We start from the raw sequence: 26,564 nt of genomic DNA on the forward strand, positions 1-26,564 counted from the left end.
GTAGCCTGCACACCCATGTGACAAAGGTGTCCGCATGCGTCGATCCCTGCTGCCGCTCGGCCTGATGCTCGCCCTGGCAGCCTGCCAGCCGGCGTCGCCGCCGAATGCCGCCGCGCCCGCAGCCCCGACCGACTTCATCTATGCCGAACTCGACATCGCCGACCTGCAGGCGCGCATGCAGGCCGGGGAACTGGACAGCCGCCGGCTGACACAGGCTTACCTGGACCGGATCGCCGCGGTCGACAAGGCCGGCCCCCAGCTCAATGCCGTCATCGAACTGAACCCGGACGCCCTTAAAGAAGCCGCCTTGCGCGACGTGGAACGCCGCGCCAATGCGGTGCGCGGTCCGCTGCATGGCATCCCGGTGCTGCTGAAGGACAACATCGATGCGGTACCGATGGCCACCTCGGCCGGCTCGCTGGCACTGAAGGATTTCCGACCCGGCCGGGATGCGTTCCTGGTGCGGCGCCTGCGCGAGGCCGGCGCGGTGATCCTGGGCAAGGCCAACCTGAGCGAGTGGGCCAACTTCCGCTCGTCGCATTCGACTTCAGGCTGGAGCGCGCGCGGCGGGCAGACCCGCAACCCCTACGCACTGGACCGCAATCCCTGCGGCTCCAGCTCGGGCAGCGCGGTGGCGGTATCCGCCAACCTGGCGGCCGTCAGCGTGGGCACCGAAACCGATGGCAGCATCCTGTGCCCGGCGGCGATCAATGGGGTGGTCGGCCTGAAGCCCACTGTGGGCCTGGTCAGCCGGCAGGGCATCCTGCCCATCTCGCACAGCCAGGACACCGCGGGCCCCATCGCACGCACCGTCGCCGATGCCGCGCTACTGCTCGGCGTACTGGCCGGGCGGGACCCTGCCGACGCCGCAACGACCAATGCAGCCTGGAACACCACCCTCGACTACAGCGCGCGACTGACGCCCGGCGCGCTGAAGGGTGCGCGCATCGGCGTGCTGCGCAGCAAGGCAGCCATCCATCCCGACGCGGCCGCGGCGCTGGAGGGCGCCATCCAGGTGATGCGCGAGGCCGGCGCGATCGTGGTGGATGCGGAGATTCCCACCGACGGCCAGTGGAACGCCGACGAGCTGGAGCTGCTGCTGTACGAGTTCAAGCACGGCCTGGAACGTTACCTCGCCGAGCGCAACGCCCCGCTGACCACGTTGACGCAGCTGATCGGCTACAACGAACAGTACCGCCTGTCGGAGATGCCGCATTTCGGCCAGGACCTGTTCGAGCGGGCCAACGCCAAGGGCGGACTGGGCGAATCGGCCTACATCGCCGCCCGCAGTCGCGCACGCCGCCTGGCCGGGCCCGAGGGCATCGACGCCGCGTTGAAGGCGCAGCGGCTGGATGTCCTGATCGCCCCCACCACCGGTCCTGCCTGGCTGACCGACCACAAGGCCGGCGACCACTTCCCTGGCGGCGGTTATGGCGCTGCCGCCGTCGCCGGCTACCCCAGCCTCACCGTGCCGGCGGGCCACAGCGACGGACTGCCGCTCGGCATCGTGTTCATGGGAACGGCATGGAGCGAAGCCCGGCTGATCGCGCTCGGCTACGACTACGAGCAGCGGACGCGGGCACGCAAGCCGCCCGAGTACTGGCCGACCCTGCCCCCCGGCGCCACGCGACATCGGACCGGCGGCTAATGTAAGACGTTTCGCGACGCGCGGCGCTTGCAGCCGCGGCACGTTCGTGGCGTCATAGCCAACTAACGGCAGGTGGGGATCGCACGCGTGGAGTCAGGCGCGGACCGGGCATCGGAACTGCGTGCGTTGAGTGGATCCGTCTCCACGGCACGACGACGCCAGAGAAACCTGAACTCGCTTGCGTGGGGCGTGCTGGTCGCGGCCTGCCTGTTGTCGCTGTGGGCCGGCGCGACCGCCTGGCGGCAGGCCCGCGATCACGCGCGTGCCCAGTTCGACACCCGCGCCGATGCCATCGCCACCGCCATCGGCACGCACATGAATGCCTATGAGGACACCGTGCGTGCCGCCGCCGCGGTGCTGGAGGGGCGGCAGGACATCGAGCAGGACAGTTTCTACGCATTCGTGGACAAGCTGCAGGTGCCCACACGCCAGGCCGGCGTTCATGGGCTGGGCTTCGCGCGCCACGTGCGCCATGACCAGCTCGAGGCCTACCTCGCGTCCCAGCGCGCACGCTACGGGGACGCCTTCGCCATCCATCCAGCCGGCGAACGCAGCGAGTACGTCGTCGTGGACCTGCTGTATCCGGATACGCCCGGCATGCGCCCCCTGCTGGGGAAGGACGTCATGGCGGAAACGGTGCGTCGCAGCGCCATCGAATCGGCGCGCGACAGCGGCGAACTGGCCGCCGCCCCCCTGGTCGCGCTGGGCGACGCCTCCCACGGCAGCACCGGCACAGCGGGCTTCCTGCTGTACGCGCCGGTATACGCCGACCCGGTGGCGGCAGTCACCGTGGAAGCGCGGCGGCGCCTGCTGCGCGGGTTCGCTACGGCGGGTTTCGGCTGGGAACGGGTCATGGAGGACGCCATCGGCAGGACCGCCGGGGACGAGTTCGACCTGCAGCTGCTCGCACGCGACTTCGGCGACGAACCGGTCTTCCAGCTCCGCGCGCTGCGGGATCGCCACGGCCAAGGCTGGCGGCCGGCCTTCACGGCCCAGCGCAGCATCCGCGTGCTGGGCAGCGAGTGGCAGCTCGTCCTGCAGTCGCCGCCGCTGCGCGATGCCCTGTCCGGGTTGACGACCATCGTTTCGCTGACGCTGTGCGGGATCGGATTGGGAGGGCTGCTGTTCCTGCTGCTGCGCAACCTGGCGCGCACCGAGCACCGCAGCCGCGCCCTGCTGGACGCGGTCGCCGACCATCTGCCCGCGCTGATCGCCTATGTCGATGCCGATGGGCGTTACGGCTTCGCCAACCGCGCCTGCCGGGAGTGGTCGGGAACGGAGGCGGAGTGGCGCGAGCGGCATGTGGACGAGGTGCATGCGAGCGCGCCGGCGTTCCTGGCCTCGCTCAAGCAGGCCATGCGCGACTGTACGCCGGACCGCTGGATCGCGTGGGACGCCGAACTCGGGCAGCCCCCACGTGCCGTCCACCTGTACCTCGTGCCCGACGTCGAGCCGGGCCGGCGGATCGCGGGCTGGTACCTGATGGGCAACGATGTCAGCGAACAGCGGCGCACGCACCGCGAGCTGGCGCTGGCGCGCGACCACCTCAAGCGCGTCACTGATCGCCTGCCCGCGCTGATCGCGCAGTTCGACTCCGAACACCGGCTGGTCTTCCACAACCGCGCGTTCGCCGAACAGATGCGTTGGCGCGTGAGGCCGCAGGCGGGCCAGCACATGCGCGAACTCTTCGGCGAGGACGCGTACCTGCGTCGGTTGCCGCAGATCGAAGCGGCCCTGCAGGGGCGCGAGGGCGAGTTCGAGAGCAGTTTCGCCACGGTGGACGGCGTGCGCAGCCTGCACAGCTTCTACACGCCCGACATCGATGAAGCGGGCAGGATCGGCGGATTGTTCGTCATGACGATCGACATCACCGAGAAAGCACGCCTGGAACACGCGCTGCATGAGGCGAACGAACTGGCCGAAGTCACCCTGACCTCCATCCGCGAAGCCGTCATCACCGTCGACACCGAGGGGCGGGTGACGTACCTCAATCCCGCGGCGGAGGCGCTGTGCGGCTGGAGCATGGAGCAGGCGCTGGGCGAGACGCTGGATCGCGTGGCGCCGCTGGCGAAGGTCCAGGCGCAGCCGGAAGCCGACGGTCCGCACGCGGCGGGCCAGCCGGGCGACCTGCGGCTGGAGCGCAAGGACGGTTCGTACATGCTGGTGGAGCGCTCGCTGTCGTCCATCCACGATCGCGACGATCGCCTCGTAGGCACCGTGATGGTGCTGCGCGACATCACCGAATCGCGCGCATTGAGCTCGCGCATGACCTTCCTGGCCCACCACGACGTGCTGACCGGGCTGCCCAACCGCCTGCAGCTCAACGAACGCCTGGGCCAGGCCATCACCCACGCCACCAACCACGGCAACGGTATCGCCGTGCTGTTCCTGGACCTGGACCTGTTCAAGCACGTCAACGACGCGCTGGGCCACCACACCGGCGACGAACTGCTGCAGCAGGTGGCACGACGGCTGCAACGCAATGTCGGCAACCTGGGCACGGTGTACCGCACCGGTGGCGACGAATTCGTGGTGCTGCTGCCCAACGTGGTGGCGCGTGACAGCGTGCTGCAGGTTGCGGACCGCCTGCTCGCCCTGTGCGGCACACCGTACACCGTGGCCTCGCACGAACTGCACCAGGCCTTCAGCATCGGCATCAGCCTGTTCCCCGACGATGGCTACGATGCTGGCACGCTGATGATGCGTGCCGACGCCGCCATGTACCTGGCCAAGCGCAACGGCCGCAACGCCAGCCGTTTCTACACGCGCGAGCTCGCGTCCAGCGTGGACGCCCGCATCGAACTGGAAAACAGCCTGCGCCGCAGCCTGCGCAACGGCGACCTGATCCTGCACTACCAGCCGCAGATCGACAGCGTGAGCGGGCGGATCGTCGGCGTCGAGGGCCTGGCGCGCTGGCAGCGTGGCGACCGACTGGTACTGCCGGGCGAATTCCTGCCCATCGCCGAAGAGACGCGCCTGATCGTCGACATCGACCAGTGGGCCATCCACGCGGCGTGCAGGCAGAACCGCATCTGGCAGCAGGCGGGCCTGCCGCCGATCCGGGTATCGGTCAATATCGCCGCCGCCAACTTCGATACCGACGACCTGGTCGACACGGTGGTTGAAGCGCTGCAGGACAGCGGGCTGCCCGCCGAGTTCCTGGAGTTGGAAGTCACCGAAACCACGCTGATGCGCGACGTGCAACGGACCGACCGCGCGCTGCGCGCCCTGAAAGCCTTGGGCGTGCGCATCGCCATCGACGACTTCGGCACGGGCTTCTCCAGCCTCAGCTACCTGGGCAACTACGGCTTCAACGTGCTCAAGATCGACCAGACGTTCGTGCGGGACGTCGGCGAACCGAACCAGGCCGCCATCACCCGCGCCATCATCAGCCTGGCGGCGCAATTGCAATGCCGCACGATCGCCGAAGGCGTCGAAACCGCCGCGCAGGCGGCCTGGCTGGTCGCCAACGGTTGCGACGAGCTGCAGGGCAACTACTTCAGCCCATCGGTGCCGGCTGCGGAGTTCGCGCGCCTGTATGCGCGCGGGAAGACCTGGCGCCTGCCACCGATCGCGCCAGCCGCGCACACGCGCGGTTGGTGACGCCGGCCCGGCACGGCCGTCAATGCGTGGCCGGCGCGGCCAGCTGGCTCTGCTTGCGCACGATGCACATGGCGATCTCCAGCGACTGCTCGTAGTTCAGCCGCGGATCGACGGTGGAGCGATAAGCGCGCTCCAGATCCAGGTCCGTCAGTTCCCGCGCACCCCCGGTGCATTCGGTGACGTCCTCGCCCGTCAGTTCCAGATGCACGCCACCCAGGCGCGTACCGGCCGCCGCATGCAGGTCGAAGGATTGCTCGACTTCCCCGCGCACGTTGTCGAAGCGGCGGGTCTTGAACCCGTTGCTCGTGCTTTCGGTATTGCCATGCATCGGGTCGCACACCCATAGCACGCGACGACCGTCGCGGCGGACCGCATCCAGCAGCGGGGGCAGCTTGTCCGCAATCTGCTTCGCCCCCATGCGATGGATGAAGGTCAGGCGGCCCGCCTCATCTTCCGGATTCAATACGTCGATCAGCCGCAGCAGTTGGTCGGGCGTGACCGAGGGCCCCACCTTGATGGCGATGGGATTGCGCACGCCGCGCAGGTACTCCACGTGCGCGCCGTCCACCGCCGCGGTGCGCATGCCGATCCACGGATAATGGGTGCTGAGGTTGAACCAGCCCCACTGGCGGGGCACCTCGCGCGTCAACGCTTCCTCGTACGGCAACAGCAGCGCTTCGTGCGAGGTGTAGAAGTCGATCCGGTTGAGGTTGTGCACCTCGGAGCCCGACAGCGTCTCCATGAACCTCACCGCGTCGCCGATCGAGGTGACCATGTGCTGGTATTCGTTCGCCAGCGGCGAATAGCCTACCCAGTTGAGGTTCCAGTATTCGGGATGGTGCAGGTCGGCGAAACCGCCGTCGATCAGCGCACGCACGAAGTTCATCGTCATCGCCGAGCGCGCGTGCGCCTTGATCATGCGCCGCGGGTCGGGCACGCGGGCTTCGGGCGTGAATTCCGGCGCATTGACCAGGTCGCCGCGATAGCTGGGCAGCGTGACGCCGTCGCGCGTTTCCATGTCAGCCGAGCGTGGTTTGGCGTACTGCCCTGCAAAACGCCCCACGCGCACCACCGGCAGCCGCAGGCCATGCACCAGCACCAGGCTCATCTGCAAGAGCACTTTCAGCCGGTTCGAGATCAGCCCGGACTCGCAGTCGCTGAAGCTCTCGGCGCAGTCGCCACCCTGCAGCAGGAAGCGCTTGCCTTCCTGGGCTTCCGCCAGTTGTTTCTTCAGCGAGAAGATCTCCCACGACGTGACCAGGGGCGGCAGCTGGCGCAGTTCGCCCAGTGCCGACTCCAGCGCCGCGGCATCCGGGTACGTGGGCATCTGCACGGCCGGACGCGAACGCCAGCTGTCTGGCGCCCAGTTCGGCGGCAGGGTGACGGCGCGCAGATTGCGGTCGGACGGATTCATGGTGGACTCCTGGGGGCCCACCATCCTGCCAGATTGGTGCGCCGCGTCAAATCAGCGGAAGGTCGAGGTCCTGCGGATGCGGAAGCCGATCCAGAGCGCCCAGACCGCCAGCAGCGCAAACCACACCAGGCTCCACATCGGCATGGTCAGGCCCAGGAAACTCCAGTCGATGGTGCTGCAGTCGCCCTTGGCGGTCAGCACCTTCTGCACCACGCCCAACCACGTGTTGGTCTCGATCATGTAATCCCAGCCCGGGCCGCAGCTGGGCATCAGCGGTGGGTACAGCTGGACCCACACGTGCCTGCCCGCGATGCCGATACCGGTGGCCGCACCGATGAAGGCCAGCACGCCGTACCCCTTGCGACCACCGGGCCGGCGTGGTCCATGCAATGCGCCGAGCAGGAAGAACACCCCGGTCGCGGCGAAGGCCAGCCGCTGGAAGATGCAGAACGGACACGGTTCCAGCTGCTGCACGAACTGCACGTACAGCGCATAGCCCAGCAGGCCCGCGCAGATCGCGAAACCCAGGAAGCACTGCGCACGGAAACTCCAGCGAAGAGGATTCATTGGCACCGGTGGCATGAGGTCTTGCCCGCATTATCCATGCGTGGTGGGGCCAACGTCACCCTGCGGCGCTTCGCCGCGCCCTCGCTCGCCTGAAAAGCAAAAACCCCGGCATCGGCCGGGGTTTCTGGGGTCGCGCGGTAACGCGAGGCTTACTCGGCCGCCGCTTCCGGACGGTCGACCAGCTCGACGTACGCCATCGGGGCGTTATCGCCGGCGCGGAAGCCGCACTTCAGGATGCGCAGGTAGCCACCGGGACGCGACTGGTAGCGCGGGCCCAGCGTAGTGAACAGCGTGCCGACGGCTTCCTTGTCGCGCAGGCGCGAGAAGGCGAGACGACGATTGGCGACGCCATCGACCTTGCCGAGGGTGATCAGCGGTTCCGCGACGCGGCGCAGTTCCTTGGCCTTCGGCAGGGTGGTCTTGATCAGGCCGTGCTTGATGAGCGAAGCGGCCATGTTGCGGAACATCGCTTCGCGATGGGCGCTGGTGCGGTTGAACTTGCGACCGGCTTTCTGGTGGCGCATGGGTGTGATTCCTGTTGAATGGTGGGTCGTTGTACTTCGCTGTCGCCTTCCAGGCGTTGGAACAGTGGACTGCGGGTGGTCCGTACCGGCCATCCCTGACCGGAGCGCCGCAGACCTTCAGGTCCGTCGGCGTGGTGTTGCATCTGGAACAGCGGGACCCCCGCGCGAACGCGGGAGTCCCGTATCACTTCATCAGCCGAGCATGCCGTGCTGGGCGACACCGGCCGGCGGCCAGTTCTCCAGCTTCATGCCCAGGGACAGGCCGCGCTGGGCCAGGACTTCCTTGATCTCGGTCAGCGACTTCTTGCCGAGGTTCGGGGTCTTGAGCAGTTCGACTTCCGTCTTCTGGATCAGGTCGCCGATGTAGTAGATGCTCTCGGCCTTCAGGCAGTTGGCCGAACGCACGGTCAGCTCCAGGTCGTCGATCGGGCGCAGCAGCACCGGATCCACACCGCTGGCGGCCTGCTTCGGCGCGCCGCGGTCGCGATGCGTGAAGTCACCGAACACCGACAGCTGGTCGCTGAGGATGTCGGCGGCGGTGCGCACGGCTTCCTCGGCGTCGATGGTGCCGTTGGTCTCGATGTCCAGGACCAGCTTGTCCAGGTCGGTGCGCTGCTCGACGCGCGCGGATTCCACCGCGTACGCCACGCGACGGACCGGCGAGAACGAGGCGTCCAGCACCAGGCGGCCGATCGCACGGGTCTCTTCGTCCGGACGGCGGCGGGCAGCGGCCGGCTGGTAGCCGAAACCGCGCTCGATCTTCAGGCGCATGTTCAGCGCCGTGTCCTTCGTCAGGTTGCAGATGACCAGTTCCGGATTCAGGATCTCGACGTTGTGGTCGGTCTTGATGTCGCCGGCGGTGACCACGCCCGGGCCCTGCTTGGCCAGGCTCAGCGTGGAGGAGTCGCCGCTGTGGATGCGGATGGCCACATCCTTCAGGTTCAACAGCACTTCCAGCACGTCTTCCTGCATGCCTTCGATGGTGCTGTATTCGTGCAGCACGCCATCGATCTCGACTTCGGTGATCGCGAAGCCGGGGATCGACGACAGCAGCACGCGGCGCAACGCATTGCCGAGCGTATGGCCGTAACCACGCTCCAGCGGTTCGATGACCACCTTCGCACGGTTGCCGGTCAGGCGCTCGATCTGCGGGCCGCGGGGGCGCAGCACTTGCTGAGTAATACCCGTCATGTTGCTTTGTCTCCTGCGGTCCCCCGGTCGCCCGGGGGTGCGTGAATGAATTACTTCGAGTACAACTCGACGATCAGCGCTTCGTTGATGTCGGCGGGCAGGTCCGAACGCGCCGGAACCGCCTTGAACACGCCACTGAACTTCTTCGCATCGACTTCGACCCACGACGGGTTCAGGTCGAGCTGCTCGGCGACCGTCAGCGACTCCTGCACGCGGAGCTGCTTCTGGGCCTTCTCCGACAGCGCGATCGCGTCACCGGCCTTGACCTGGTAGGAAGGCAGGTTGACCGGCTTGCCGTTGACCAGCACGCCGCGGTGCGAGACCAGCTGGCGCGCGGCCGGACGGGTCACGGCGAAGCCCATGCGGTAGATGACGTTGTCCAGACGGGTTTCCAGCAGCTGCAGCAGGTTCTCGCCGGTGTTGCCCTTCTTGGTCGAGGCCTTCTTGTAGTAGTTGCGGAACTGGCGCTCCAGCAGACCGTAGATACGCTTGACCTTCTGCTTCTCGCGCAGCTGGGTGGCGTAGTCGGACAGCTTGCCCTTGCGGGCGGTGGCGCCGTGCTGGCCGGGCTTCTGCTCCAGCTTGCACTTGGAGTCCAGCGCACGGGCCGGGCTCTTGAGCGACAGGTCGGCGCCTTCGCGGCGCGCGAGCTTACAGGTAGGACCGATATAACGAGCCATTTCTTATCGCCCCCTTAGACGCGACGCTTTTTCGGCGGACGGCACCCGTTGTGCGGGATCGGCGTCACGTCGATGATGTTGGTGATCTTGTAGCCCACGTTGTTCAACGAACGCACGGCCGACTCACGACCCGGACCCGGGCCCTTGATGCGGACTTCCAGCGACTTCACGCCGTAGTCCAGTGCGGCGCGGCCGGCCTTCTCGGCGGCGACCTGGGCCGCAAACGGCGTGGACTTGCGGGAACCGCGGAAACCGGCACCACCCGAGGTCGCCCAGGAAAGCGCATTGCCCTGGCGGTCGGTGATGGTGACGATGGTGTTGTTGAAAGAAGCGTGGACGTGGGCGACGCCGTCGGTGATGACGCGCTTGATCTTCTTCTTGACTTTGGCAGCAGCTGGCTTGGCCATGATGGTCGCCCCTTACTTCTTGATGGCTTTGCGCGGGCCCTTGCGGGTGCGGGCGTTGGTGCGGGTGCGCTGGCCACGCAGCGGCAGGCCGCGACGGTGGCGCAGGCCGCGGTAGCAGCCCAGGTCCATCAGGCGCTTGATGGCGATGCCGACTTCACGGCGCAGGTCGCCTTCGACCACGTACTTGCCGACTTCGGCGCGCAGACGCTCGACTTCCGGCTCCGACAGGTCGCGGATCTTGGTGGTCGAGGCGACGCCGGCGGCTTCGCAGACCTTCTTGGAACGGGTACGGCCAATGCCGTAGATGCTTTGCAAACCGACCCAGACATGCTTCTGGGCAGGCAGGTTGACACCTGCAATACGCGCCATGACGCGGCTCTCCAACTGTGAGTATTGGCCCGTGTACGGTCATCCCGGGCGGGATTCGCGCAGACAGGCGGAGTGAACTGGAAATTTTAGCAAGATCCGGTGGTTACGGGAAGCCCGTGCCGGCCAAAGCCGGCGGCGGACCGGCATGGGGAGTGTGCCCATGCTCCGGCGCCGGAACCTGCCTGGTGCGGGAAGGGGGTTTCCCCCCTGCCCCGCCCCGCCCGCGCTACTCTGGCGCAGGGACTGGCCGGTTCGCACCCCCGCACCGGATCGCTGCGGGGGCCGCCCATCTAAGTCAGCCGGCCATGAGGGCCGGACTGGTGCGGGAAGCCCGCGATTATACCTCAGCCGCGGGGGGCAAGACCGCCCCGCGAACCACCCTTCAGGTTGGCCTTCTTCAGCAGGCTCTCGTACTGGTGGGACATCAGGTGCGCCTGGATCTGCGCGATGAAGTCCATCACCACCACCACCACGATCAGCAGCGAGGTGCCACCGAAGTAGAACGAGGTGCCCAGCTGCGTGCGCATCACTTCCGGCAGCAGGCAGACCGCCACCAGGTACAGCGAACCGATGGCCGTCAGGCGGGTCAGCACGCCATCGACGTAGTCGGCGGTGGCCTTGCCTGGGCGGATGCCCGGGATCAGCGCGCCCGACTTCTTCAGGTTCTCGGCGGTTTCCTGCGAGTTGAACACCAGCGCCGTGTAGAAGAACGCGAAGCCGATGATCATTGCGGCGAACACGATCATGTGCAGCGGCTCGCCCGGGGCGAGCGCATTGGAGATGCGCTGCAGCCAGGTGGTGGCACCACTGTTCTCGCCGGACCACATCGCCAGCGTGGCCGGGAAGGCCAGGATGCTGGACGCGAAGATCGGCGGGATGACGCCGGCCATGTTGAGCTTGAGCGGCAGGAACGAGGTCTGGTTCATGTACGCATTGCGACCGCCCTGGCGGCGCGCGTAATTCACCGTGATCCGGCGCTGCCCGCGCTCCACGAAGACGACCAGGAAGGTGAAACCGAGCACCACCACCGCGATGACCAGCAGCGAGATGAAGCTCAGCGTGCCGTCACGGAAGGCCCCCACCGTCTGGATCACCGCACCCGGCAGGCCGGCCACGATGCCGGCGAAGATGATCAGCGAGACACCGTTGCCGATGCCGCGCTCGGTCACCTGCTCGCCCAGCCACATCAGGAAGATGGTGCCGGCGGTCAGTGCGACCACTGCGGTCAGCACGAAACCCATGCCCGGCGCGTACACCACCGGCATGCCGCCCGGCGCGACCTGGTTCTGCAGCGCGGTGGCGATGCTGCCGCCCTGCACGACCGCCAGCAGCACGGCGCCGATGCGCGAGTACTGGGTAATCTTGCGGCGACCGGACTCGCCTTCCTTCTGCAGTGCCTTGAGGCTGGGGAAGATGTGCACGCCCAGCTGCATCACGATCGACGCCGAGATGTAGGGCATGACGTTCAGCGCGAAAATGCTGAAACGGTGCAGGGCGCCGCCCGAGAACATGTTGAACATGTCCACGATGCCGCCGCCCTGCGCCTGCATCATCGCAAGCATGGCATCGGGATTGACGCCCGGGACCGGAATGAAGCAGCCGATCCGGTAGACGATCAGCGCACCCAGCACGAACAGCAGGCGCTGGCGGAGTTCGGTGAACTTGCCTGCGCCTGCCAGCGCACCGGCGGCATTACCCTGCGCCATGCGTCCGTTACTCCTGCACGCTGCCGCCGGCAGCCTCGATGGCGGCCTTGGCACCGGCCGTAGCGGCCACGCCCTTCAGCACGAACGTCTTCGTCAGCTCACCCTTCTTCACGATCTTGGCGCGCTTGGCGGTGCTGGGCACCAGCTTGGCGGCACGCAGCGCGGCGAAGTCGATCTCGCCGGCTTCCAGCTTCTCCAGCTGGTAAGACAGCACTTCGGCGCAATCCAGCTTCAGCTTGGAGCGGAAACCGACCTTCGGCAGACGCTTGATCAGCGGCATCTGGCCGCCTTCGAACTTCGCCTTGATCTTGCCTTTGCCGGCGCGCGCGAACGAGCCCTTGTGGCCGCGACCCGCGGTCTTGCCCAGGCCGGAACCGATACCGCGACCGACGCGGGTGCGTTCGGTACGGGCGCCGTCGGCGGGCTTCAGTGTGTTGAGACGCATGTTGATTACTCCTCGACCTTGACGAGGTAGTGGACCTTGGCGATCAGGCCGCGCACCTGCGGGCTGTCCTTCAGTTCACGCACGTCGTTGAGCTTGTTCAGGCCCAGCGCCTTCACCGACAGGCGGTGGCGCGACTGGGAACCACGCAGGCCGCGCACCAGGCGCACCTTGACGGTCTTGTTGGACTCGTTAGCCATTGAGGAGTTCCTCCACCTTCTTGCCGCGCTTGGCCGCGATGCGGGTCGGCGACTGCATGTCGCTCAGGCCCTTCAGCGTGGCGCGCACCAGGTTGATCGGGTTGCGCGAACCGACGGCCTTGGCCAGCACGTTCTTCACGCCCACCGCTTCCAGCACGGCGCGCATGGCACCGCCGGCAATCACGCCCGTACCTTCCGACGCCGGCTGCATGAACACGCGCGCCGCACCGTGACCAGCCTTCACCGGGTGCCACAGGGTGCCGTTGTTCAGGTCGACGTTCAGCATGCCCTTGCGGGCGTACTCCATCGACTTCTGGATCGCGACCGGCACTTCACGCGCCTTGCCGTAACCGAAACCGATCTTGCCGTTGCCATCGCCCACCACCGTCAGCGCGGTGAAGGTGAACTGGCGACCGCCCTTGACGGTCTTGCTGACGCGATTGACCGCGACCAGCTTCTCGATCATGCCGTCGTCGACTTTCTCTTCGCGGTTGCGGTCGCGATCGCGACCCCGCGGCTGACGTTCTTCTGCCATTGCTTGAATTCCTTGGTTGATGAGGTATGTACGGCTTGGCCGCTTATGGTTGTGGTGTGGAGCGGTGACGCATCGGCCGCTGCAGAAGAGCGACCGCGCCCGGCGCAGCCCGCGCCGGCAGGACAAGGCATGGGGTCGCCCCCATGCCTTTCAGGATTAGAACTGCAGGCCGCCTTCGCGGGCCGCGTCGGCCAGGGCCTTGATGCGGCCGTGGTAACGGTAGCCCGAGCGATCGAACGCAACCTTCTCGATGCCCGCGGCCTTGGCGCGCTCGGCGATGACCTGTCCCACGCGGGCGGCGGCGTCGCTGTTCTTGCCGTTCTTCAGGCCATCCTTGACGTCGGCCTGCAGGGTGTTGGCGGAGGCAATAACCTTCGCGCCGTCGGCGGTGAACAGCTGGGCATAGATGTGCTGGCCGGTGCGCAGCACCGACAGGCGCGGCACGCCGAGCTCGCGGATGTGCGCACGGGTCGACTTGGCGCGACGCAGACGGGCGGTGTTCTTGATGCTCATGATCTGGTTCCTCGAAGCCGAAAGCCCGGTTAGGCCTTCTTCGCTTCCTTGCGGATGATGGTTTCGTCGGAGTACTTCACGCCCTTGCCCTTGTAGGGCTCCGGCGGACGGAAACCGCGGATCTTGGCGGCGACTTCACCCACACGCTGCTTGTCGGCGCCCTGCACCAGGATTTCGGTCTGGGTCGGGGTGGCGATGGTGATGCCTTCCGGCGTCTTGAACAGGATCGGATGGGAGAAACCCAGCGACAGGTTCAGGTCCTTGCCCTGCATCGCGGCGCGGTAGCCCACGCCGACCAGCTCCAGCTTGCGCTCGAAGCCTTCCGACACGCCCTTGACCATGTTGGCCAGAATCGCGCGGATGGTGCCGGTGATGGCGTCGTCGGCCGGCGTGGCGGGCGACAGGTTGGCCACGCCGTTATCGACGTTCAGGTCGACGCCGGCAGGCTTGGCGATGGACAGGGTGCCCTTCGGGCCCTTGACGTTGAGGGTCTCGCCCTGGACGTTCAGTTCGACGCCCTTGGGGAGGTTGATCGGCTTCTTGGCTACGCGGGACATGTTCTGGGCTCCTTCGCTTAGGCCACGAAGCACAGGACTTCACCACCGACGCCGGCCGCACGGGCCTGCGCATCAGTCATGATGCCCTTGGAAGTGGAGATGATGGCGACGCCCAGGCCACCGAGGACCTTGGGCAGTTCGGCCTTGCCACGGTACTGGCGCAGGCCCGAACGGGACACGCGGCTCAGCTTCTCGATGACCGGCTTGCCTTCGAAATACTTCAGGACGATCTCGAGCTCGGCCTTGTTGTTCTCGGTCTTCGTTACGCGGACGTCGCCGATATAGCCTTCGGCCTTCAGGACGTTGGCGATCGAGGTCTTGATCTTGGAGGACGGCATCTTCACCGTCGGCTTGCCCACAGCGGCGGCATTGCGAATGCGCACCAGCATGTCGGCGATGGGATCAGTCATGCTCATTAGAGTCTGCCTTATGAGTAGCACCGATATCCGCTTTCGCGAAAATCTTGTGTTGTCCCTGGAACCCCCAGGCGGGCCGCCGGCGGACCGGCACTCCCCGGCCAGGCCACGGGAGCCGAACATTGTACAACAACAAGTCCGGCGTGTGCCGGACTTGTCGCTTCACTCCGTGCGACCGCCCTCGCGGGTGGCGCGGGAGACGGTTACCAGCTGGCCTTGCGCAGGCCGGGAACGTCGCCGTTCATGGTGGCCTTGCGCAGCATGTTGCGGCCCAGGCCGAACTTGCGGTACACGCCACGCGAGCGGCCGGACAGTTCGCAGCGGTTGCGCTGGCGGCTCGGCGACGAGTCGCGCGGCAGCTTCTGCAGCTTGGTGACCGCTTCGATCTTCTCTTCGTACGATGCCGTCGTGCTGGAGATGATCTTCTTCAGCGCATCGCGCTTGGCGGCGTACTGCTTGGCCAGCTTTTCCCGCTTGATGTCGCGGTTGACCATCGAGGTCTTTGCCATGATGTCTTCTTCCTAGCGAATCAGTTGCGGAACGGGAACTTGAACGCTTCGAGCAGCGCCTTGGCTTCGGCGTCGTTCTTGGCGGTGGTGGTGATGGCGATATCCATGCCGCGGATCGCGTCGACGGCGTCGAAGTCGATTTCCGGGAAGATGATCTGTTCCTTCACGCCCATGTTGTAGTTGCCGCGACCGTCGAACGAACGCCCGGACACGCCACGGAAGTCGCGGACGCGCGGCAGCGAGATGCTGATCAGGCGGTCCAGGAATTCGTACATCTTGGCGCGACGCAGGGTCACCTTGCAGCCGATCGGCCAACCGTCGCGGATCTTGAACGAAGCCACCGACACGCGGGACTTGGTCGTGATCGGCTTCTGGCCGGTGATCTTGGCCAGGTCGGCCACGGCGTTTTCCAGGATCTTCTTGTTGGTCGCCGCTTCACCCACACCCATATTGATGGTGATCTTGGTGATCTTCGGCACTTCCATCGGATTGGTGTAGCCGAACTTCTTCATCAGAGCCGGCGCCACTTCTTCCTTGTACATTTTTTCGAGACGGGTGGTCATGACCTCATTCCTCAGGCGTCGAGCGCCTCACCGCTGGAGCGGAACACGCGCAGTTTGCGTCCATCCTCCAGCACCTTGAAACCGATACGCTCGCCCTTGCCCGTCGCCGGGTTGAACAGCGCGACATTGGAAATGTGGATCGAGCGCTCGCTCTCCACCACGCCACCCGCAATGCCGGCCTGCGGGTTCGGCTTGGTGTGGCGCTTGACGACATTAACGTTGGACACGACCACGCGATCGCCGTCCACACGCACAACGTCGCCCTTCTTGCCCTTGTCCTTGCCGGTGATGACGACGACCTGGTCGCCCTTCTTGATACGGTTAGCCATTTCTATGTCCTCCGCTCAGAGCACTTCAGGCGCGAGCGAAACGATCTTCATGAACTTCTCGGAGCGCAGCTCGCGGGTCACGGGCCCGAAGATGCGGGTGCCGATCGGCTCCTGCTTGTTGTTGAGCAGCACGGCGGCGTTGCCGTCGAAGCGGATCAGCGAACCGTCCGGGCGGCGGACGCCCTTGCGGGTACGCACGACCACGGCGTCGTAGACTTCGCCCTTCTTGACCTTGCCGCGCGGAATGGCGTCCTTGACGGTCACCTTGATGATGTCGCCGATGCCGGCGTAACGGCGCTTGGAACCGCCCAGCACCTTGATGCACATCAGTTCCTTGGCGCCGGAGTTGTCGGCCGCGTCAAGGTAGCTCTGCATCTGGATCATGATTCAGATCTCCTCTTTATTCGGCCGCGCGGGTGATGATTTCCACCACGCGCCAGTTCTTGGTCTTGGACATCGGGGCGATCTCGGTCACGCGCACCACGTCGCCTTCCTTGCAGCTGTTGTCCGCGTCGTGCGCGTGCAGCTTGGTGGAACGCTTGATGTACTTGCCGTACAGGGCGTGCTTGACCTGACGCTCCACCAGGACGGTGACCGTCTTGTCCATCTTGTTGCTGACGACGCGGCCTTCGATGGTGCGTTGCGCTTTGTCTTTGTTATCGCTCATCTTGGTCGCTCCTTACTTCTGGCTGCCCAGCAGGGTCTTGACGCGAGCGATCTCGCGACGGACCCGGCGGGTTTCATGCGTCTTCGGCAGCTGGCCGGTCACCTTCTGCATGCGCAGGGAGAACTGCTCCTTGCGCAACTCGGTCAGGTGGGCCTTCAGCTCGTCAGCCGATTTCTCGCGGAGTTGCTTGAGTTCCATTAGCGCACCGTCCGGGTCACGAAAGTGGTGGTGACCGACAGCTTGGCCGCGGCCAGGCGGAACGCCTCGCGCGCGATGTCCTCGCTGACGCCTTCGATTTCATAGATCATGCGGCCCGGCTGGATCTGGGCGACCCAGTACTCGACGTTACCCTTACCCGAACCCATTCGGACTTCGATGGGCTTCTTGGTGATCGGCTTGTCGGGGAACACGCGGATCCACATCTTGCCGCCGCGCTTGACGTAGCGGCTGATCGAGCGGCGGGCCGCTTCGATCTGGCGCGCGGTCAGCTGACCGTGCGCCGTGGCCTTCAGGCCGTACTCGCCGAAACTGACGAGGTTACCGTTCCAGCTCAGGCCTTCGTTCCGGCCCTTGTGCGTCTTGCGGTATTTGGTTCGCTTGGGTTGCAACATGACTGATTACCTCGCGTCGCGGTCACGAGCCGGGCGCGAAGGACGCTCGCTACGCTCGGGGCGCGCGTCGTCCTGCTTCTCCTGACCCACCTGGCTGAAATCGAAGATTTCGCCCTTGTAGACCCACACCTTGATGCCGATGATGCCGTAGGTGGTCTTCGCCTCGGCAAAACCGTAATCGATGTCGGCACGCAGCGTGTGCAGCGGCACGCGGCCTTCGCGGTACCACTCGGAACGGGCGATTTCCGCACCGTTCAAGCGGCCTGCCACGTTGACCTTGATGCCCAGGGCACCCAGGCGCATCGCGTTGCCCACGGCGCGCTTCATGGCGCGGCGGAACATGATGCGGCGCTCCAGCTGCTGCGCGATCGATTCGGCCACCAGCTGGGCGTCCAGCTCGGGCTTGCGCACTTCGGTGACGTTGATGTGCGCCGGGACGCCCATCAGGTCGCTCACTTCCTTGCGCAGCTTCTCGATGTCCTCACCGCGCTTGCCGATCACCACGCCCGGACGGGCGGTGTGGATGGTCACGCGGGCGGTCTTGGCCGGACGCTCGATCAGGATCTTGGAAATGCCGGCCTGGGCCAGCTTCTTGCGAAGCATCTCGCGCACCTTCAGGTCCGCGGCCAGATAGTCGGCGTAGTCGCGCTTGTTGGCGAACCACTTGGAATTCCAGTCCTTGGCGATGCCCAGGCGGATACCGGTCGGATGAACTTTGTGACCCATACTTATTTGCCCTCGCCCACGACCACGGTGATGTGGCTGGTGCGCTTCAGAATGCGGGTGCCACGGCCCTTGGCGCGGGCCATGAAACGCTTCAGCATCGGACCTTCGTCGACCATGATGGTCTTGACCTTCAGCTCGTCGACGTCGGCGCCCTGGTTGTTCTCGGCGTTGGCGATGGCGGACTCCACGACCTTCTTGATCAGGTGGGCAGCCTTCTTGTCCGAGAACTTCAGCAGGTTGACGGCGCGCTCGGCCGGCAGCCCGCGCACCTGATCAGCGACCAGGCGGGCTTTCTGGGGGGAGATGCGCGCGGTGCGCAGGATGGCTTTCGCTTCCATGGTCATCTCTCCTTACTTCTTGCCGCCGGCTTTCTTGTCGCCACCGTGACCCTTGAAGGTACGGGTGACGGCAAACTCGCCGAGCTTGTGGCCGACCATGTTCTCGTTGACCAGCACCGGAACGTGGTTCTTGCCGTTGTGGATGGCGATCGTGAAACCCACCATTTCCGGCAGGATCATCGAACGGCGCGACCAGGTCTTGATCGGCTTCTTGCTGCCGCCCGCGGCCTCCACCTTCTTGACGAGGTGGTGATCGACGAACGGGCCCTTCTTGAGTGAACGTGCCATGGTCGATTAGCCCCTACGATCGCGGACGATGAATTGCTGCGTGCGCTTGTTCTTGCGCGTCTTGTAACCCTTGGTCGGCACACCCCACGGGGTGACCGGGTGCGGGTTGCCCTGGCCGGCCTTGGCCTCACCACCACCGTGCGGGTGGTCGACGGGGTTCATGGCCGCACCGCGGACGGTCGGCTTGACACCACGCCAGCGCTTGGCACCGGCCTTGCCCAGCTTCTCCAGGCTGTGCTCGTCGTTGCCGACTTCGCCCACCGTGGCGCGGCACTCGACCTGCACCTTGCGCATCTCGCCGGAGCGGAGGCGCAGCGTGGCAAAGCCCTGCTCGCGGGCCACCAGCTGCACGGCGGCGCCGGCGGCGCGGGCGATCTGCGCGCCCTTGCCCGGCTTCAGCTCGATGCCGTGGATCGTCGTACCGACCGGGATGTTGCGCAGCGGCAGCGTATTGCCAGCCTTGATCGGCGCATCGCTACCGGCGATGACCTGGTCGCCGGCCTTCAGGCCCTTGGGGGCGATGATGTAGCGGCGCTCGCCATCGACATAGCACAGCAGCGCGATGTGCGCAGTGCGGTTGGGATCGTATTCGATCCGCTCCACGCGCGCCGGGATGCCTTCCTTGTCGCGCTTGAAGTCGATGAGACGGTAGTGCTGCTTGTGGCCACCGCCGATGTGGCGGGTGGTGATGCGACCGTGGTGGTTACGACCACCGGTCTTGCTCTGCTTCTCGAGGAGCGGCGCATGCGGCGCTCCCTTGTGCAGGTCGGGCGTCACCACGCGGACGGCGGAACGGCGGCCGGCGGAGGTGGGTTTGAACTTCATCAATGGCATGTGGGTCTACCTCAGGCCTTGGCCGACACGTCGATGGCCTGGCCATCGGCCAGACGCACGTACGCCTTGCGCCAGTCGCCGCGGCGGCCGGCGCGGTTGCGGAAGGACTTGTTCTTGCCCTTCACGTTCACCACGTTGACCGTCTCGACCTTGACGTCGAACAGCTGCTCGACCGCGGCCTTCACATCAGCCTTGGTGGCATCGTTCGAGACTTCGAAGACGTATTGGTTGGAGAGTTCCTGCAGGCGCACGGTCTTCTCGGAGACACGCGGAGCGCGCAGCACGGCAAAAATCTTTTCGTTGCTGATCATGCCAGCCACTCCTCGATCTTCTTGACGGCATCGGCCGTGATCAGCACGGAGTCGGCACCGACCAGTGCCGCCGGATCCAGGCCCTGCACGTCGCGCACTTCCACGTAGGGAAGGTTGCGGGCGGACAGGTACAGGTGCTCGGAGGCATCCTCGGTGACGATCAGCGGACGCCGACCCAGTTCCAGGCCCTTCAGCTTTTCGACCAGGGCGCTGGTCTTGGTGGCGTTCACGTCGAACGCCTCAACGACCTTCAGACGGTTCTGGCGGTTCAGCTCGGACAGGATCGAGCTGATGGCCGCGCGATACATCTTGCGATTGACCTTCTGCGCGAAGCTACGCGGCTTGGCCGCGAAGGTCACGCCGCCACCGACGAAGATCGGCGCGGTCAGGGCACCGTGACGGGCACCGCCACCCTTCTGCTTCTTGGACTTCTTGGTGGTGCCGTTCACTTCGGCGCGGGTCTTCTGCGCCTTGGTGCCTGCACGACCGGCGTTGCGGTAGGCAACGACGACCTGGTGGACCAGATCCTCGCTGAATTCGCGGCCGAACACGTCGTCGGAGACCGACAGCTTGTTGGCGCTACCTGTAATGGCTAGTTCCATGGTCGTTCTCCTCAACCCTTGCTTGCCGGACGGACGATCACGTCGCCACCCGGCGCACCCGGCACGGCGCCGCGAACGGCGATCAGGCCGCGCTCGGCGTCCACGCGGACGATTTCCAGGTTCTGCGTGCTCTGCTGCACGGCACCCATGTGGCCGGACATCTTCTTGCCCGGGAACACGCGGCCAGGCGTCTGGCGCTGACCCAGCGAACCCGGCGCGCGATGCGACAGCGAGTTACCGTGGGTGGCGTCGCCCATGCGGAAGTTCCAACGCTTGATGGTGCCCTGGAAGCCCTTGCCCTTGGTGACGCCCTGGACGTCGACCTTCTGGCCCACTTCGAAGATGTCGGCCTTGATCTCGCCGCCGACGGTGAAGTCACCCAGCTTGTCGGCTTCGACACGCAGCTCCCACAGACCACGACCGGCTTCGACCTTGGCCTTGGCCAGGTGACCGGCGACCGGCTTGGTGACGAGCGAGGCGCGGCGCGTACCGACGGCGACCTGCACGGCGCTGTAGCCGTCGGCTTCCGGGGTCTTGATCTGGGTGATGCGGTTCGGGGTGGCTTCAATCAGCGTCACCGGGATGGACTTGCCGTCTTCGGTGAACACTCGGGTCATGCCGGCCTTGCGGCCGACGAGACCCAACGAATATTTCTTCGCGGTCATGGTCGTTGGCCTCAGGTCAGCTTGATCTGCACGTCGACGCCGGCAGCCAGTTCGAGCTTCATCAGCGCGTCCACGGTCTTGTCGTTGGGGTCGACGATGTCGAGCACGCGCTTGTGCGTGCGGGTCTCGTACTGGTCGCGCGCGTCCTTGTCGACGTGCGGGGACACCAGGACGGTGAAACGTTCGATCTTGGTCGGCAGCGGGATCGGGCCGCGCACCTGCGCGCCGGTCCGCTTGGCCGTCTCAACGATCTCGCTGGCCGAGCGGTCGATCAGACGATGATCGTACGCCTTGAGCCGGATTCGGATCTTTTGGTCCGCCATGACGGAAATTTCCTTCGTTAAAGAGCGACGGGCGCGGCCTCTGGGATGCCTTGCCCCGGTTAGTCCAAGCTGATCCATTTCCCCACCGCCCGCGAGGACTCCACGAGCGGAAAGCACCTGAACCGGCTGGGGATTCTTCCTGAAAAACAAGGCAGGCCGGTAAACCGGCCCGCCCAGACATGAAAGTATAGGACGCGTGACACACCCCGTCAACCACCAGGGCGCCCCGCCCGGCCGAAGCCTGCAGGATGGCACGCGACACTCCGTGTCTGGCGAACACGAGGCGCATCCTGCACCTCTTTTCGCGGTAGGCCGGCCTCCTCCCAGGGGGCGCCGGCAGATATTGCGATCCTGAATAGCGGGTCGCCATTCGGGGGCCGGCATTGTAGCCGCTCAGCAGCCTTGCCGCAAGCGCTTCGCGGCTCCAGCTGATGCACCCCCAAGGAAGGCCGGCGTTACCAGCCTTCCCGGGTTGCGTGGCGCGCCCGGAGGCGCGACACGCGGGACCGCCGGGGCCTTACTTGATGATCTTGGCCACCACGCCGGCGCCGACCGTACGGCCGCCCTCGCGGATCGCAAAGCGCAGACCTTCGTCCATCGCCACCGGGTTGATCAGCGTGACCACCATCTTCACGTTGTCGCCCGGCATCACCATCTCCACGCCTTCCGGCAGCTGCACCGCACCGGTGATGTCGGTGGTGCGGAAGTAGAACTGCGGGCGGTAGCCCTTGAAGAACGGGGTGTGACGGCCGCCTTCGTCCTTGCTCAGCACGTAGACTTCGGCTTCGAACTCGGTGTGCGGGGTGATCGAACCCGGCTTGGCCAGCACCTGGCCACGCTCCACGTCGTCACGCTTGGTGCCGCGCAGCAGCAGACCGGCGTTGTCGCCCGCCTGGCCCTGGTCCAGCAGCTTGCGGAACATTTCCACGCCCGTGACCGTGGTCTTCTGGGTCGGACGGATACCGACGATTTCGATTTCGTCGCCCACCTTGATGATGCCGCGCTCGATACGACCGGTCACCACGGTGCCGCGGCCGGAGATCGAGAACACGTCTTCCACCGGCATCAGGAACGGCTTGTCGACGTCACGCTCCGGGGTCGGGATCCAGGTGTCCAGCGCGTCCACCAGCTTCAGGATCGCCGGCACGCCGATCTCGCTCTGGTCGCCTTCCAGCGCCAGACGGGCCGAGCCCGAGATGATCGGGGTGTCGTCGCCCGGGAACTCGTACTTGCTCAGCAGTTCGCGGACTTCCATCTCCACCAGCTCCAGCAGCTCGGCGTCGTCCACCATGTCGGCCTTGTTCAGGAACACGACGATGTACGGCACGCCCACCTGGCGCGACAGCAGGATGTGCTCGCGCGTCTGCGGCATCGGGCCGTCGGCGGCCGAGCACACCAGGATCGCGCCGTCCATCTGCGCCGCACCGGTGATCATGTTCTTCACGTAGTCGGCGTGGCCCGGGCAGTCCACGTGCGCGTAGTGGCGCGTGGCCGATTCGTATTCCACGTGCGCCGTCGAAATCGTGATGCCGCGCGCCTTCTCTTCCGGCGCCGCGTCGATCGCGTCGTACGCCTTGAACTCGCCACCGAAACGCTCCGCGCCGATCTTCGTCAGCGCCGCCGTCAGCGTCGTCTTGCCGTGGTCAACGTGGCCAATCGTGCCCACGTTCACGTGCGGCTTGGTGCGTTCGAATTTACCCTTTGCCATTGTCTTTACCTATGTGATTCGTGATTCGTGATTCGTGGTTGGCTTGATGCGGGACCCGTGCTCTTGCGAATCACGAATCCCGAATCACCCATCACGTCTTTTAGTTCTTCTTGACGACCGCGTCGGCGATGTTGGCCGGCGCTTCCGCGTAATGGTCGAACTCCATCGAGAACGTGGCGCGACCCTGCGACATCGAACGCAGCGTGGTGGCGTAGCCGAACATTTCGCCCAGCGGCACCATCGCGTTGATCACCTTGCCGGACGGACTGTCGTCCTGACCCTGCAGGATGCCGCGACGACGGCTCACGTCGCCCATCACGTCGCCCAGATAGTCTTCCGGGGTGACGATCTCGACCTTCATGATCGGCTCCAGCAGGACCGGCTGGGCCTTGCTGAAGGCTTCCTTGAACGCCATCGAGCCGGCGACCTTGAACGCCATTTCGTTGGAGTCGACGTCATGGAAGGAGCCGTCCACGGCCTTGATGGCGATGTCGACGACCGGGAAGCCGGCCAGCGGACCGCTCTTCATGGCCTCTTCGATGCCCTTGCCCGCCGCTGCGACGTATTCCTTCGGCACGACGCCGCCGACGATGGCGCTCTCGTACGAGAAGCCCACGCCGCGCTCGACCGGCGACATCTCGATGACGATGTGGCCGTACTGGCCGCGACCGCCCGACTGGCGCACGAACTTGCCTTCCTGCTTGATCGCCTTGCGGATCGTCTCGCGATAGGCCACCTGCGGCTTGCCGACGTTGGCCTCCACGTTGAACTCGCGCTTCATGCGGTCGACGATGATGTCCAGGTGCAGCTCGCCCATGCCCGAGATGATGGTCTGACCCGATTCCTCGTCGGTACGGACGCGGAACGAGGGATCTTCCTGCGCCAAACGACCCAGCGCCAAACCCATCTTCTCCTGGTCGGACTTGGTCTTCGGTTCGACGGCCATCGAGATGACCGGCTCCGGGAAGCTCATGCGCTCGAGGATGATCGGGGCGTCCTGGGCACACAGGGTGTCACCGGTGGTGACGTCCTTCAGGCCCACGGCAGCCGCGATATCGCCGGCCAGCACTTCCTTGATCTCGTCACGGTTGTTGGAGTGCATCTGCAACAGACGACCGATACGCTCCTTCTTGCCCTTGACCGAGTTGAAGACCTGATCGCCGGCATTCAGCGTTCCCGAATACACGCGGAAGAAGGTGAGCGAGCCGACGAACGGATCGGTCATGATCTTGAAGGCCAACGCCGAGAACGGCGCCTTGTCGCTGGAATCGCGGGTCAGCTCCTTGGATTCGTCATCCACGTCGGTGCCCTTCACCGCCGGCACGTCCACCGGCGACGGCAGCAGCTTGACCACGCCGTCCAGCATGGCCTGCACGCCCTTGTTCTTGAACGCCGAGCCGCAGAACATCGGCACGATCTCGGTCTTCAGCGTACGGGCACGCAGCGCGGAATAGATCTCGTCCTCGGTCAGCTCCTCGCCACCCAGGTACTTGTCCATCAGCTCTTCGTTGGCCTCGGCGGCCGACTCGACCATGAACGCACGCGCCTCCTCGGCCACGGACTGCAGGTCAGCCGGGATGTCGCGGTACTCGAAGGTCATGCCCTGGGTCTTGTCGTCCCACGCGATGGCCTTCATCTTGACCAGGTCGACGACGCCGACGAAACCGTCCTCGGCACCGATCGGCACCTGCATCGGCACCGGCGAGGCGCCCAGGCGCGACTTCAGCTGGTCGCGGACCTTGAAGAAGTTGGCGCCCGTCCGGTCCATCTTGTTGACGAACGCGATGCGCGGAACGTGGTACTTGTTGGCCTGGCGCCACACGGTCTCGGACTGCGGCTGCACGCCGCCCACGGCGCACAGGACGAACACCGCGCCGTCGAGCACGCGCAGCGAGCGCTCCACTTCGATGGTGAAGTCGACGTGCCCGGGGGTGTCGATGATGTTGAAACGGTGCTCCGGCATGGACTTGTCCATACCCTTCCAGAACGCGGTAGTGGCGGCGGACTGGATCGTGATGCCACGCTCCTGCTCCTGCTCCATCCAGTCCATGGTCGCGGCACCGTCGTGCACTTCACCGATCTTGTGGCTCTTGCCGGTGTAGAACAGGATGCGCTCGGACGTGGTGGTCTTGCCGGCGTCGATGTGCGCCATGATGCCGAAGTTGCGGTAACGCTCGATGGGAGTGGTGCGAGCCACGACAGTCTCTCTTTTCTGATGGAGGGCCGGCGGGATGCCGTGGCCTTCCGTGGAGGGCGGATCTTCAAATGGCCGAATGCCGCCTTTCGGCGGCCTTCGGGATCGGGACGCCGGAGCGCGTCCCAGGGGCACCTAGATGGTGCCGAGGGCCCTTGATCGCAAGGGCCCGCAGGCCGTTACCAGCGGTAGTGCGCGAACGCCTTGTTCGCTTCCGCCATGCGGTGGGTCTCTTCACGCTTCTTGATGGCGCCACCGCGGTTCTCGGAGGCATCCAGCAGTTCGGCGGCAAGCTTGCGCGGCATGGAGTTCTCGCCGCGCTTGCGGGCGGATTCGATCAGCCAGCGCATCGCCAGCGCCATGCGGCGCGAGGAACGCACTTCGACCGGCACCTGGTAGGTGGCGCCGCCGACGCGGCGGGACTTCACCTCGACGGCCGGAGAGACGTTGTCCAGCGCCTTCTCGACCAGCTCCAGGGCGTTCGGATTCTTCTCGCCGATCACATCCATGGCGCCGTAGACGATCTTCTCGGCGACGGACTTCTTGCCGCTCAGCATCACCATGTTGATGAAGCGGGCGATCGTCTGGCTGCCGTGCTTGGGGTCCGGCAGGATTTCACGTTGGGGGGCAGAGCCTTTGCGCGACATGTTCGTTTATTCCTTAAGCCTTGGGACGCTTGGCGCCGTACTTGGAACGGCCCTGGCGGCGCTTGGCGACGCCCGAGGCGTCCAGCGAGCCGCGCACGGTGTGGTAACGCACGCCCGGCAGGTCCTTCACGCGACCGCCGCGCACGAGCACCACGGAGTGCTCCTGCAGGTTGTGGCCTTCACCGCCGATGTAGCTGATGATCTCTTCCTGGTTGGTCAGGCGCACCTTGGCGACCTTGCGCAGGGCCGAGTTCGGCTTCTTCGGGGTGGTCGTATAGACACGGGTGCACACGCCGCGACGCTGCGGGCAGTTGTCCAGCGCGGGCGACTGGCTCTTGTACGTGGGGGCCTGCCGCGGCTTGCGGACCAGCTGATTGACGGTTGCCATAGTGGATTCTTCGTGTGAAGGCCGGAGCCTTGTTTGACATGAAAACGAAGGCAGGCCGCAAGACGGCCCACCTAGACGGAAAAGTATAG

The 26,564-nt window shown here is 65.6% G+C and carries 35 protein-coding genes; 2 read left to right on the plus strand and 33 right to left on the minus strand.

Going from position 1 to position 26,564, the window contains the following annotated elements:
* The first annotated feature begins 34 nt into the window (after nucleotides 1-34).
* Entirely contained in the window at nucleotides 35-1,648 is a 1,614-nt protein-coding gene (locus tag V8246_RS02840; protein WP_336187839.1) for an amidase, read from the plus strand.
* A 126-nt stretch (nucleotides 1,649-1,774) separates the two neighbouring features.
* Nucleotides 1,775-5,251 carry an EAL domain-containing protein gene (locus V8246_RS02845; RefSeq protein WP_336187840.1) on the plus strand — a complete coding sequence of 1,159 codons (3,477 nt, stop codon included), beginning with the start codon at nucleotides 1,775-1,777 and terminating at the stop codon, nucleotides 5,249-5,251.
* A 19-nt stretch (nucleotides 5,252-5,270) separates the two neighbouring features.
* On the opposite strand, the gene V8246_RS02850 is transcribed toward V8246_RS02845, so the two are convergent.
* The 33 genes from V8246_RS02850 to rpsL all read right to left on the minus strand — a co-directional run bounded on the left by V8246_RS02850 (nucleotide 5,271) and on the right by rpsL (nucleotide 26,475).
* Complete coding sequence (locus tag V8246_RS02850) at nucleotides 5,271-6,665, minus strand: 3-deoxy-7-phosphoheptulonate synthase class II (protein ID WP_336187841.1); 1,395 nt, start codon at nucleotides 6,663-6,665, stop codon at nucleotides 5,271-5,273.
* 51 nt (nucleotides 6,666-6,716) lie between these two features.
* Nucleotides 6,717-7,232, minus strand: coding sequence for a disulfide bond formation protein B (locus V8246_RS02855; RefSeq protein ID WP_336187842.1), 516 nt, complete (start codon nucleotides 7,230-7,232; stop codon nucleotides 6,717-6,719).
* Between the two features lie 149 nt (nucleotides 7,233-7,381).
* Nucleotides 7,382-7,756: a 50S ribosomal protein L17 gene (gene rplQ, locus V8246_RS02860; RefSeq protein ID WP_271250408.1), complete on the minus strand. Its 375-nt coding sequence runs from the start codon at nucleotides 7,754-7,756 to the stop codon at nucleotides 7,382-7,384.
* Between the two features lie 192 nt (nucleotides 7,757-7,948).
* Nucleotides 7,949-8,947 (minus strand): DNA-directed RNA polymerase subunit alpha, encoded by a 999-nt coding sequence (rpoA, locus tag V8246_RS02865; RefSeq protein ID WP_185895436.1) that lies wholly within the window; start codon nucleotides 8,945-8,947, stop codon nucleotides 7,949-7,951.
* 50 nt (nucleotides 8,948-8,997) lie between these two features.
* Nucleotides 8,998-9,627 (minus strand): 30S ribosomal protein S4, encoded by a 630-nt coding sequence (gene rpsD, locus V8246_RS02870; protein ID WP_055941309.1) that lies wholly within the window; start codon nucleotides 9,625-9,627, stop codon nucleotides 8,998-9,000.
* A gap of 14 nt (nucleotides 9,628-9,641) precedes the next feature.
* Nucleotides 9,642-10,034: a 30S ribosomal protein S11 gene (gene rpsK, locus V8246_RS02875; protein ID WP_055941307.1), complete on the minus strand. Its 393-nt coding sequence runs from the start codon at nucleotides 10,032-10,034 to the stop codon at nucleotides 9,642-9,644.
* Nucleotides 10,035-10,046: 12 nt separating this feature from the next.
* Nucleotides 10,047-10,403, minus strand: coding sequence for a 30S ribosomal protein S13 (gene rpsM, locus V8246_RS02880; protein ID WP_055943298.1), 357 nt, complete (start codon nucleotides 10,401-10,403; stop codon nucleotides 10,047-10,049).
* A 344-nt stretch (nucleotides 10,404-10,747) separates the two neighbouring features.
* Complete coding sequence (gene secY / locus V8246_RS02885) at nucleotides 10,748-12,109, minus strand: preprotein translocase subunit SecY (protein WP_162109781.1); 1,362 nt, start codon at nucleotides 12,107-12,109, stop codon at nucleotides 10,748-10,750.
* A 7-nt stretch (nucleotides 12,110-12,116) separates the two neighbouring features.
* Entirely contained in the window at nucleotides 12,117-12,560 is a 444-nt protein-coding gene (gene rplO, locus V8246_RS02890; protein ID WP_336188320.1) for a 50S ribosomal protein L15, read from the minus strand.
* Nucleotides 12,560-12,751 carry a 50S ribosomal protein L30 gene (rpmD, locus tag V8246_RS02895; RefSeq protein WP_055941302.1) on the minus strand — a complete coding sequence of 64 codons (192 nt, stop codon included), beginning with the start codon at nucleotides 12,749-12,751 and terminating at the stop codon, nucleotides 12,560-12,562. Before rpmD ends, rplO begins: the two co-directional genes overlap by 1 nt.
* Nucleotides 12,744-13,286, minus strand: a complete 543-nt coding sequence (rpsE, locus tag V8246_RS02900; protein WP_055941300.1) for a 30S ribosomal protein S5 — start codon at nucleotides 13,284-13,286, stop codon at nucleotides 12,744-12,746. Before rpsE ends, rpmD begins: the two co-directional genes overlap by 8 nt.
* Before the next feature lie 156 nt (nucleotides 13,287-13,442).
* Complete coding sequence (gene rplR / locus V8246_RS02905; RefSeq protein ID WP_245087913.1) at nucleotides 13,443-13,799, minus strand: 50S ribosomal protein L18; 357 nt, start codon at nucleotides 13,797-13,799, stop codon at nucleotides 13,443-13,445.
* Nucleotides 13,800-13,828: 29 nt separating this feature from the next.
* On the minus strand, nucleotides 13,829-14,356 hold the full coding sequence (gene rplF / locus V8246_RS02910) for a 50S ribosomal protein L6 (RefSeq protein ID WP_336187843.1): 528 nt from the start codon (nucleotides 14,354-14,356) through the stop codon (nucleotides 13,829-13,831).
* A 17-nt stretch (nucleotides 14,357-14,373) separates the two neighbouring features.
* Nucleotides 14,374-14,772: a 30S ribosomal protein S8 gene (gene rpsH / locus V8246_RS02915; RefSeq protein ID WP_162109785.1), complete on the minus strand. Its 399-nt coding sequence runs from the start codon at nucleotides 14,770-14,772 to the stop codon at nucleotides 14,374-14,376.
* 203 nt (nucleotides 14,773-14,975) lie between these two features.
* Entirely contained in the window at nucleotides 14,976-15,281 is a 306-nt protein-coding gene (gene rpsN / locus V8246_RS02920; RefSeq protein WP_162109786.1) for a 30S ribosomal protein S14, read from the minus strand.
* 20 nt (nucleotides 15,282-15,301) lie between these two features.
* Complete coding sequence (rplE, locus tag V8246_RS02925; protein ID WP_162109787.1) at nucleotides 15,302-15,844, minus strand: 50S ribosomal protein L5; 543 nt, start codon at nucleotides 15,842-15,844, stop codon at nucleotides 15,302-15,304.
* An 11-nt stretch (nucleotides 15,845-15,855) separates the two neighbouring features.
* On the minus strand, nucleotides 15,856-16,173 hold the full coding sequence (rplX, locus tag V8246_RS02930; protein WP_162109788.1) for a 50S ribosomal protein L24: 318 nt from the start codon (nucleotides 16,171-16,173) through the stop codon (nucleotides 15,856-15,858).
* Nucleotides 16,174-16,188: 15 nt separating this feature from the next.
* On the minus strand, nucleotides 16,189-16,557 hold the full coding sequence (gene rplN, locus V8246_RS02935) for a 50S ribosomal protein L14 (protein WP_013535986.1): 369 nt from the start codon (nucleotides 16,555-16,557) through the stop codon (nucleotides 16,189-16,191).
* Between the two features lie 16 nt (nucleotides 16,558-16,573).
* Nucleotides 16,574-16,840 (minus strand): 30S ribosomal protein S17, encoded by a 267-nt coding sequence (gene rpsQ, locus V8246_RS02940; protein WP_056878823.1) that lies wholly within the window; start codon nucleotides 16,838-16,840, stop codon nucleotides 16,574-16,576.
* 12 nt (nucleotides 16,841-16,852) lie between these two features.
* Nucleotides 16,853-17,038, minus strand: coding sequence for a 50S ribosomal protein L29 (rpmC, locus tag V8246_RS02945; RefSeq protein ID WP_055941284.1), 186 nt, complete (start codon nucleotides 17,036-17,038; stop codon nucleotides 16,853-16,855).
* Nucleotides 17,038-17,451, minus strand: a complete 414-nt coding sequence (rplP, locus tag V8246_RS02950) for a 50S ribosomal protein L16 (protein ID WP_336187844.1) — start codon at nucleotides 17,449-17,451, stop codon at nucleotides 17,038-17,040. Before rplP ends, rpmC begins: the two co-directional genes overlap by 1 nt.
* Before the next feature lie 6 nt (nucleotides 17,452-17,457).
* Entirely contained in the window at nucleotides 17,458-18,177 is a 720-nt protein-coding gene (gene rpsC, locus V8246_RS02955; RefSeq protein ID WP_056878821.1) for a 30S ribosomal protein S3, read from the minus strand.
* Nucleotides 18,178-18,179: 2 nt separating this feature from the next.
* The gene (gene rplV / locus V8246_RS02960) at nucleotides 18,180-18,515 is read right to left on the minus strand and encodes a 50S ribosomal protein L22 (protein WP_055943295.1); all 336 of its coding nucleotides are present in this window, start codon (nucleotides 18,513-18,515) and stop codon (nucleotides 18,180-18,182) included.
* 12 nt (nucleotides 18,516-18,527) lie between these two features.
* Nucleotides 18,528-18,803, minus strand: a complete 276-nt coding sequence (rpsS, locus tag V8246_RS02965) for a 30S ribosomal protein S19 (protein WP_055941277.1) — start codon at nucleotides 18,801-18,803, stop codon at nucleotides 18,528-18,530.
* 6 nt (nucleotides 18,804-18,809) lie between these two features.
* Complete coding sequence (gene rplB / locus V8246_RS02970) at nucleotides 18,810-19,637, minus strand: 50S ribosomal protein L2 (protein WP_185895434.1); 828 nt, start codon at nucleotides 19,635-19,637, stop codon at nucleotides 18,810-18,812.
* A gap of 11 nt (nucleotides 19,638-19,648) precedes the next feature.
* On the minus strand, nucleotides 19,649-19,948 hold the full coding sequence (gene rplW / locus V8246_RS02975; RefSeq protein WP_055941273.1) for a 50S ribosomal protein L23: 300 nt from the start codon (nucleotides 19,946-19,948) through the stop codon (nucleotides 19,649-19,651).
* The gene (gene rplD / locus V8246_RS02980; protein WP_336187845.1) at nucleotides 19,945-20,550 is read right to left on the minus strand and encodes a 50S ribosomal protein L4; all 606 of its coding nucleotides are present in this window, start codon (nucleotides 20,548-20,550) and stop codon (nucleotides 19,945-19,947) included. The genes rplW and rplD overlap by 4 nt, the downstream gene beginning before the upstream one ends.
* An 11-nt stretch (nucleotides 20,551-20,561) precedes the next feature.
* Entirely contained in the window at nucleotides 20,562-21,215 is a 654-nt protein-coding gene (rplC, locus tag V8246_RS02985) for a 50S ribosomal protein L3 (RefSeq protein WP_336187846.1), read from the minus strand.
* Nucleotides 21,216-21,226: 11 nt separating this feature from the next.
* Nucleotides 21,227-21,538: a 30S ribosomal protein S10 gene (rpsJ, locus tag V8246_RS02990; protein WP_188663085.1), complete on the minus strand. Its 312-nt coding sequence runs from the start codon at nucleotides 21,536-21,538 to the stop codon at nucleotides 21,227-21,229.
* A gap of 517 nt (nucleotides 21,539-22,055) precedes the next feature.
* Entirely contained in the window at nucleotides 22,056-23,246 is a 1,191-nt protein-coding gene (gene tuf, locus V8246_RS02995; protein WP_162109794.1) for an elongation factor Tu, read from the minus strand.
* 100 nt (nucleotides 23,247-23,346) lie between these two features.
* Nucleotides 23,347-25,443: an elongation factor G gene (gene fusA, locus V8246_RS03000; RefSeq protein ID WP_185895431.1), complete on the minus strand. Its 2,097-nt coding sequence runs from the start codon at nucleotides 25,441-25,443 to the stop codon at nucleotides 23,347-23,349.
* Between the two features lie 176 nt (nucleotides 25,444-25,619).
* A complete protein-coding gene (rpsG, locus tag V8246_RS03005; RefSeq protein ID WP_056879074.1) occupies nucleotides 25,620-26,087 on the minus strand; it encodes a 30S ribosomal protein S7 in 468 nt (155 codons plus the stop codon).
* A 13-nt stretch (nucleotides 26,088-26,100) separates the two neighbouring features.
* Entirely contained in the window at nucleotides 26,101-26,475 is a 375-nt protein-coding gene (rpsL, locus tag V8246_RS03010) for a 30S ribosomal protein S12 (RefSeq protein ID WP_055945224.1), read from the minus strand.
* Nucleotides 26,476-26,564: the final 89 nt, after the last annotated feature.

Origin of the sequence: Pseudoxanthomonas sp. F11 (assembly GCF_037046485.1) — a bacterium.
In the GTDB taxonomy this organism is placed as follows: domain Bacteria; phylum Pseudomonadota; class Gammaproteobacteria; order Xanthomonadales; family Xanthomonadaceae; genus Pseudoxanthomonas_A.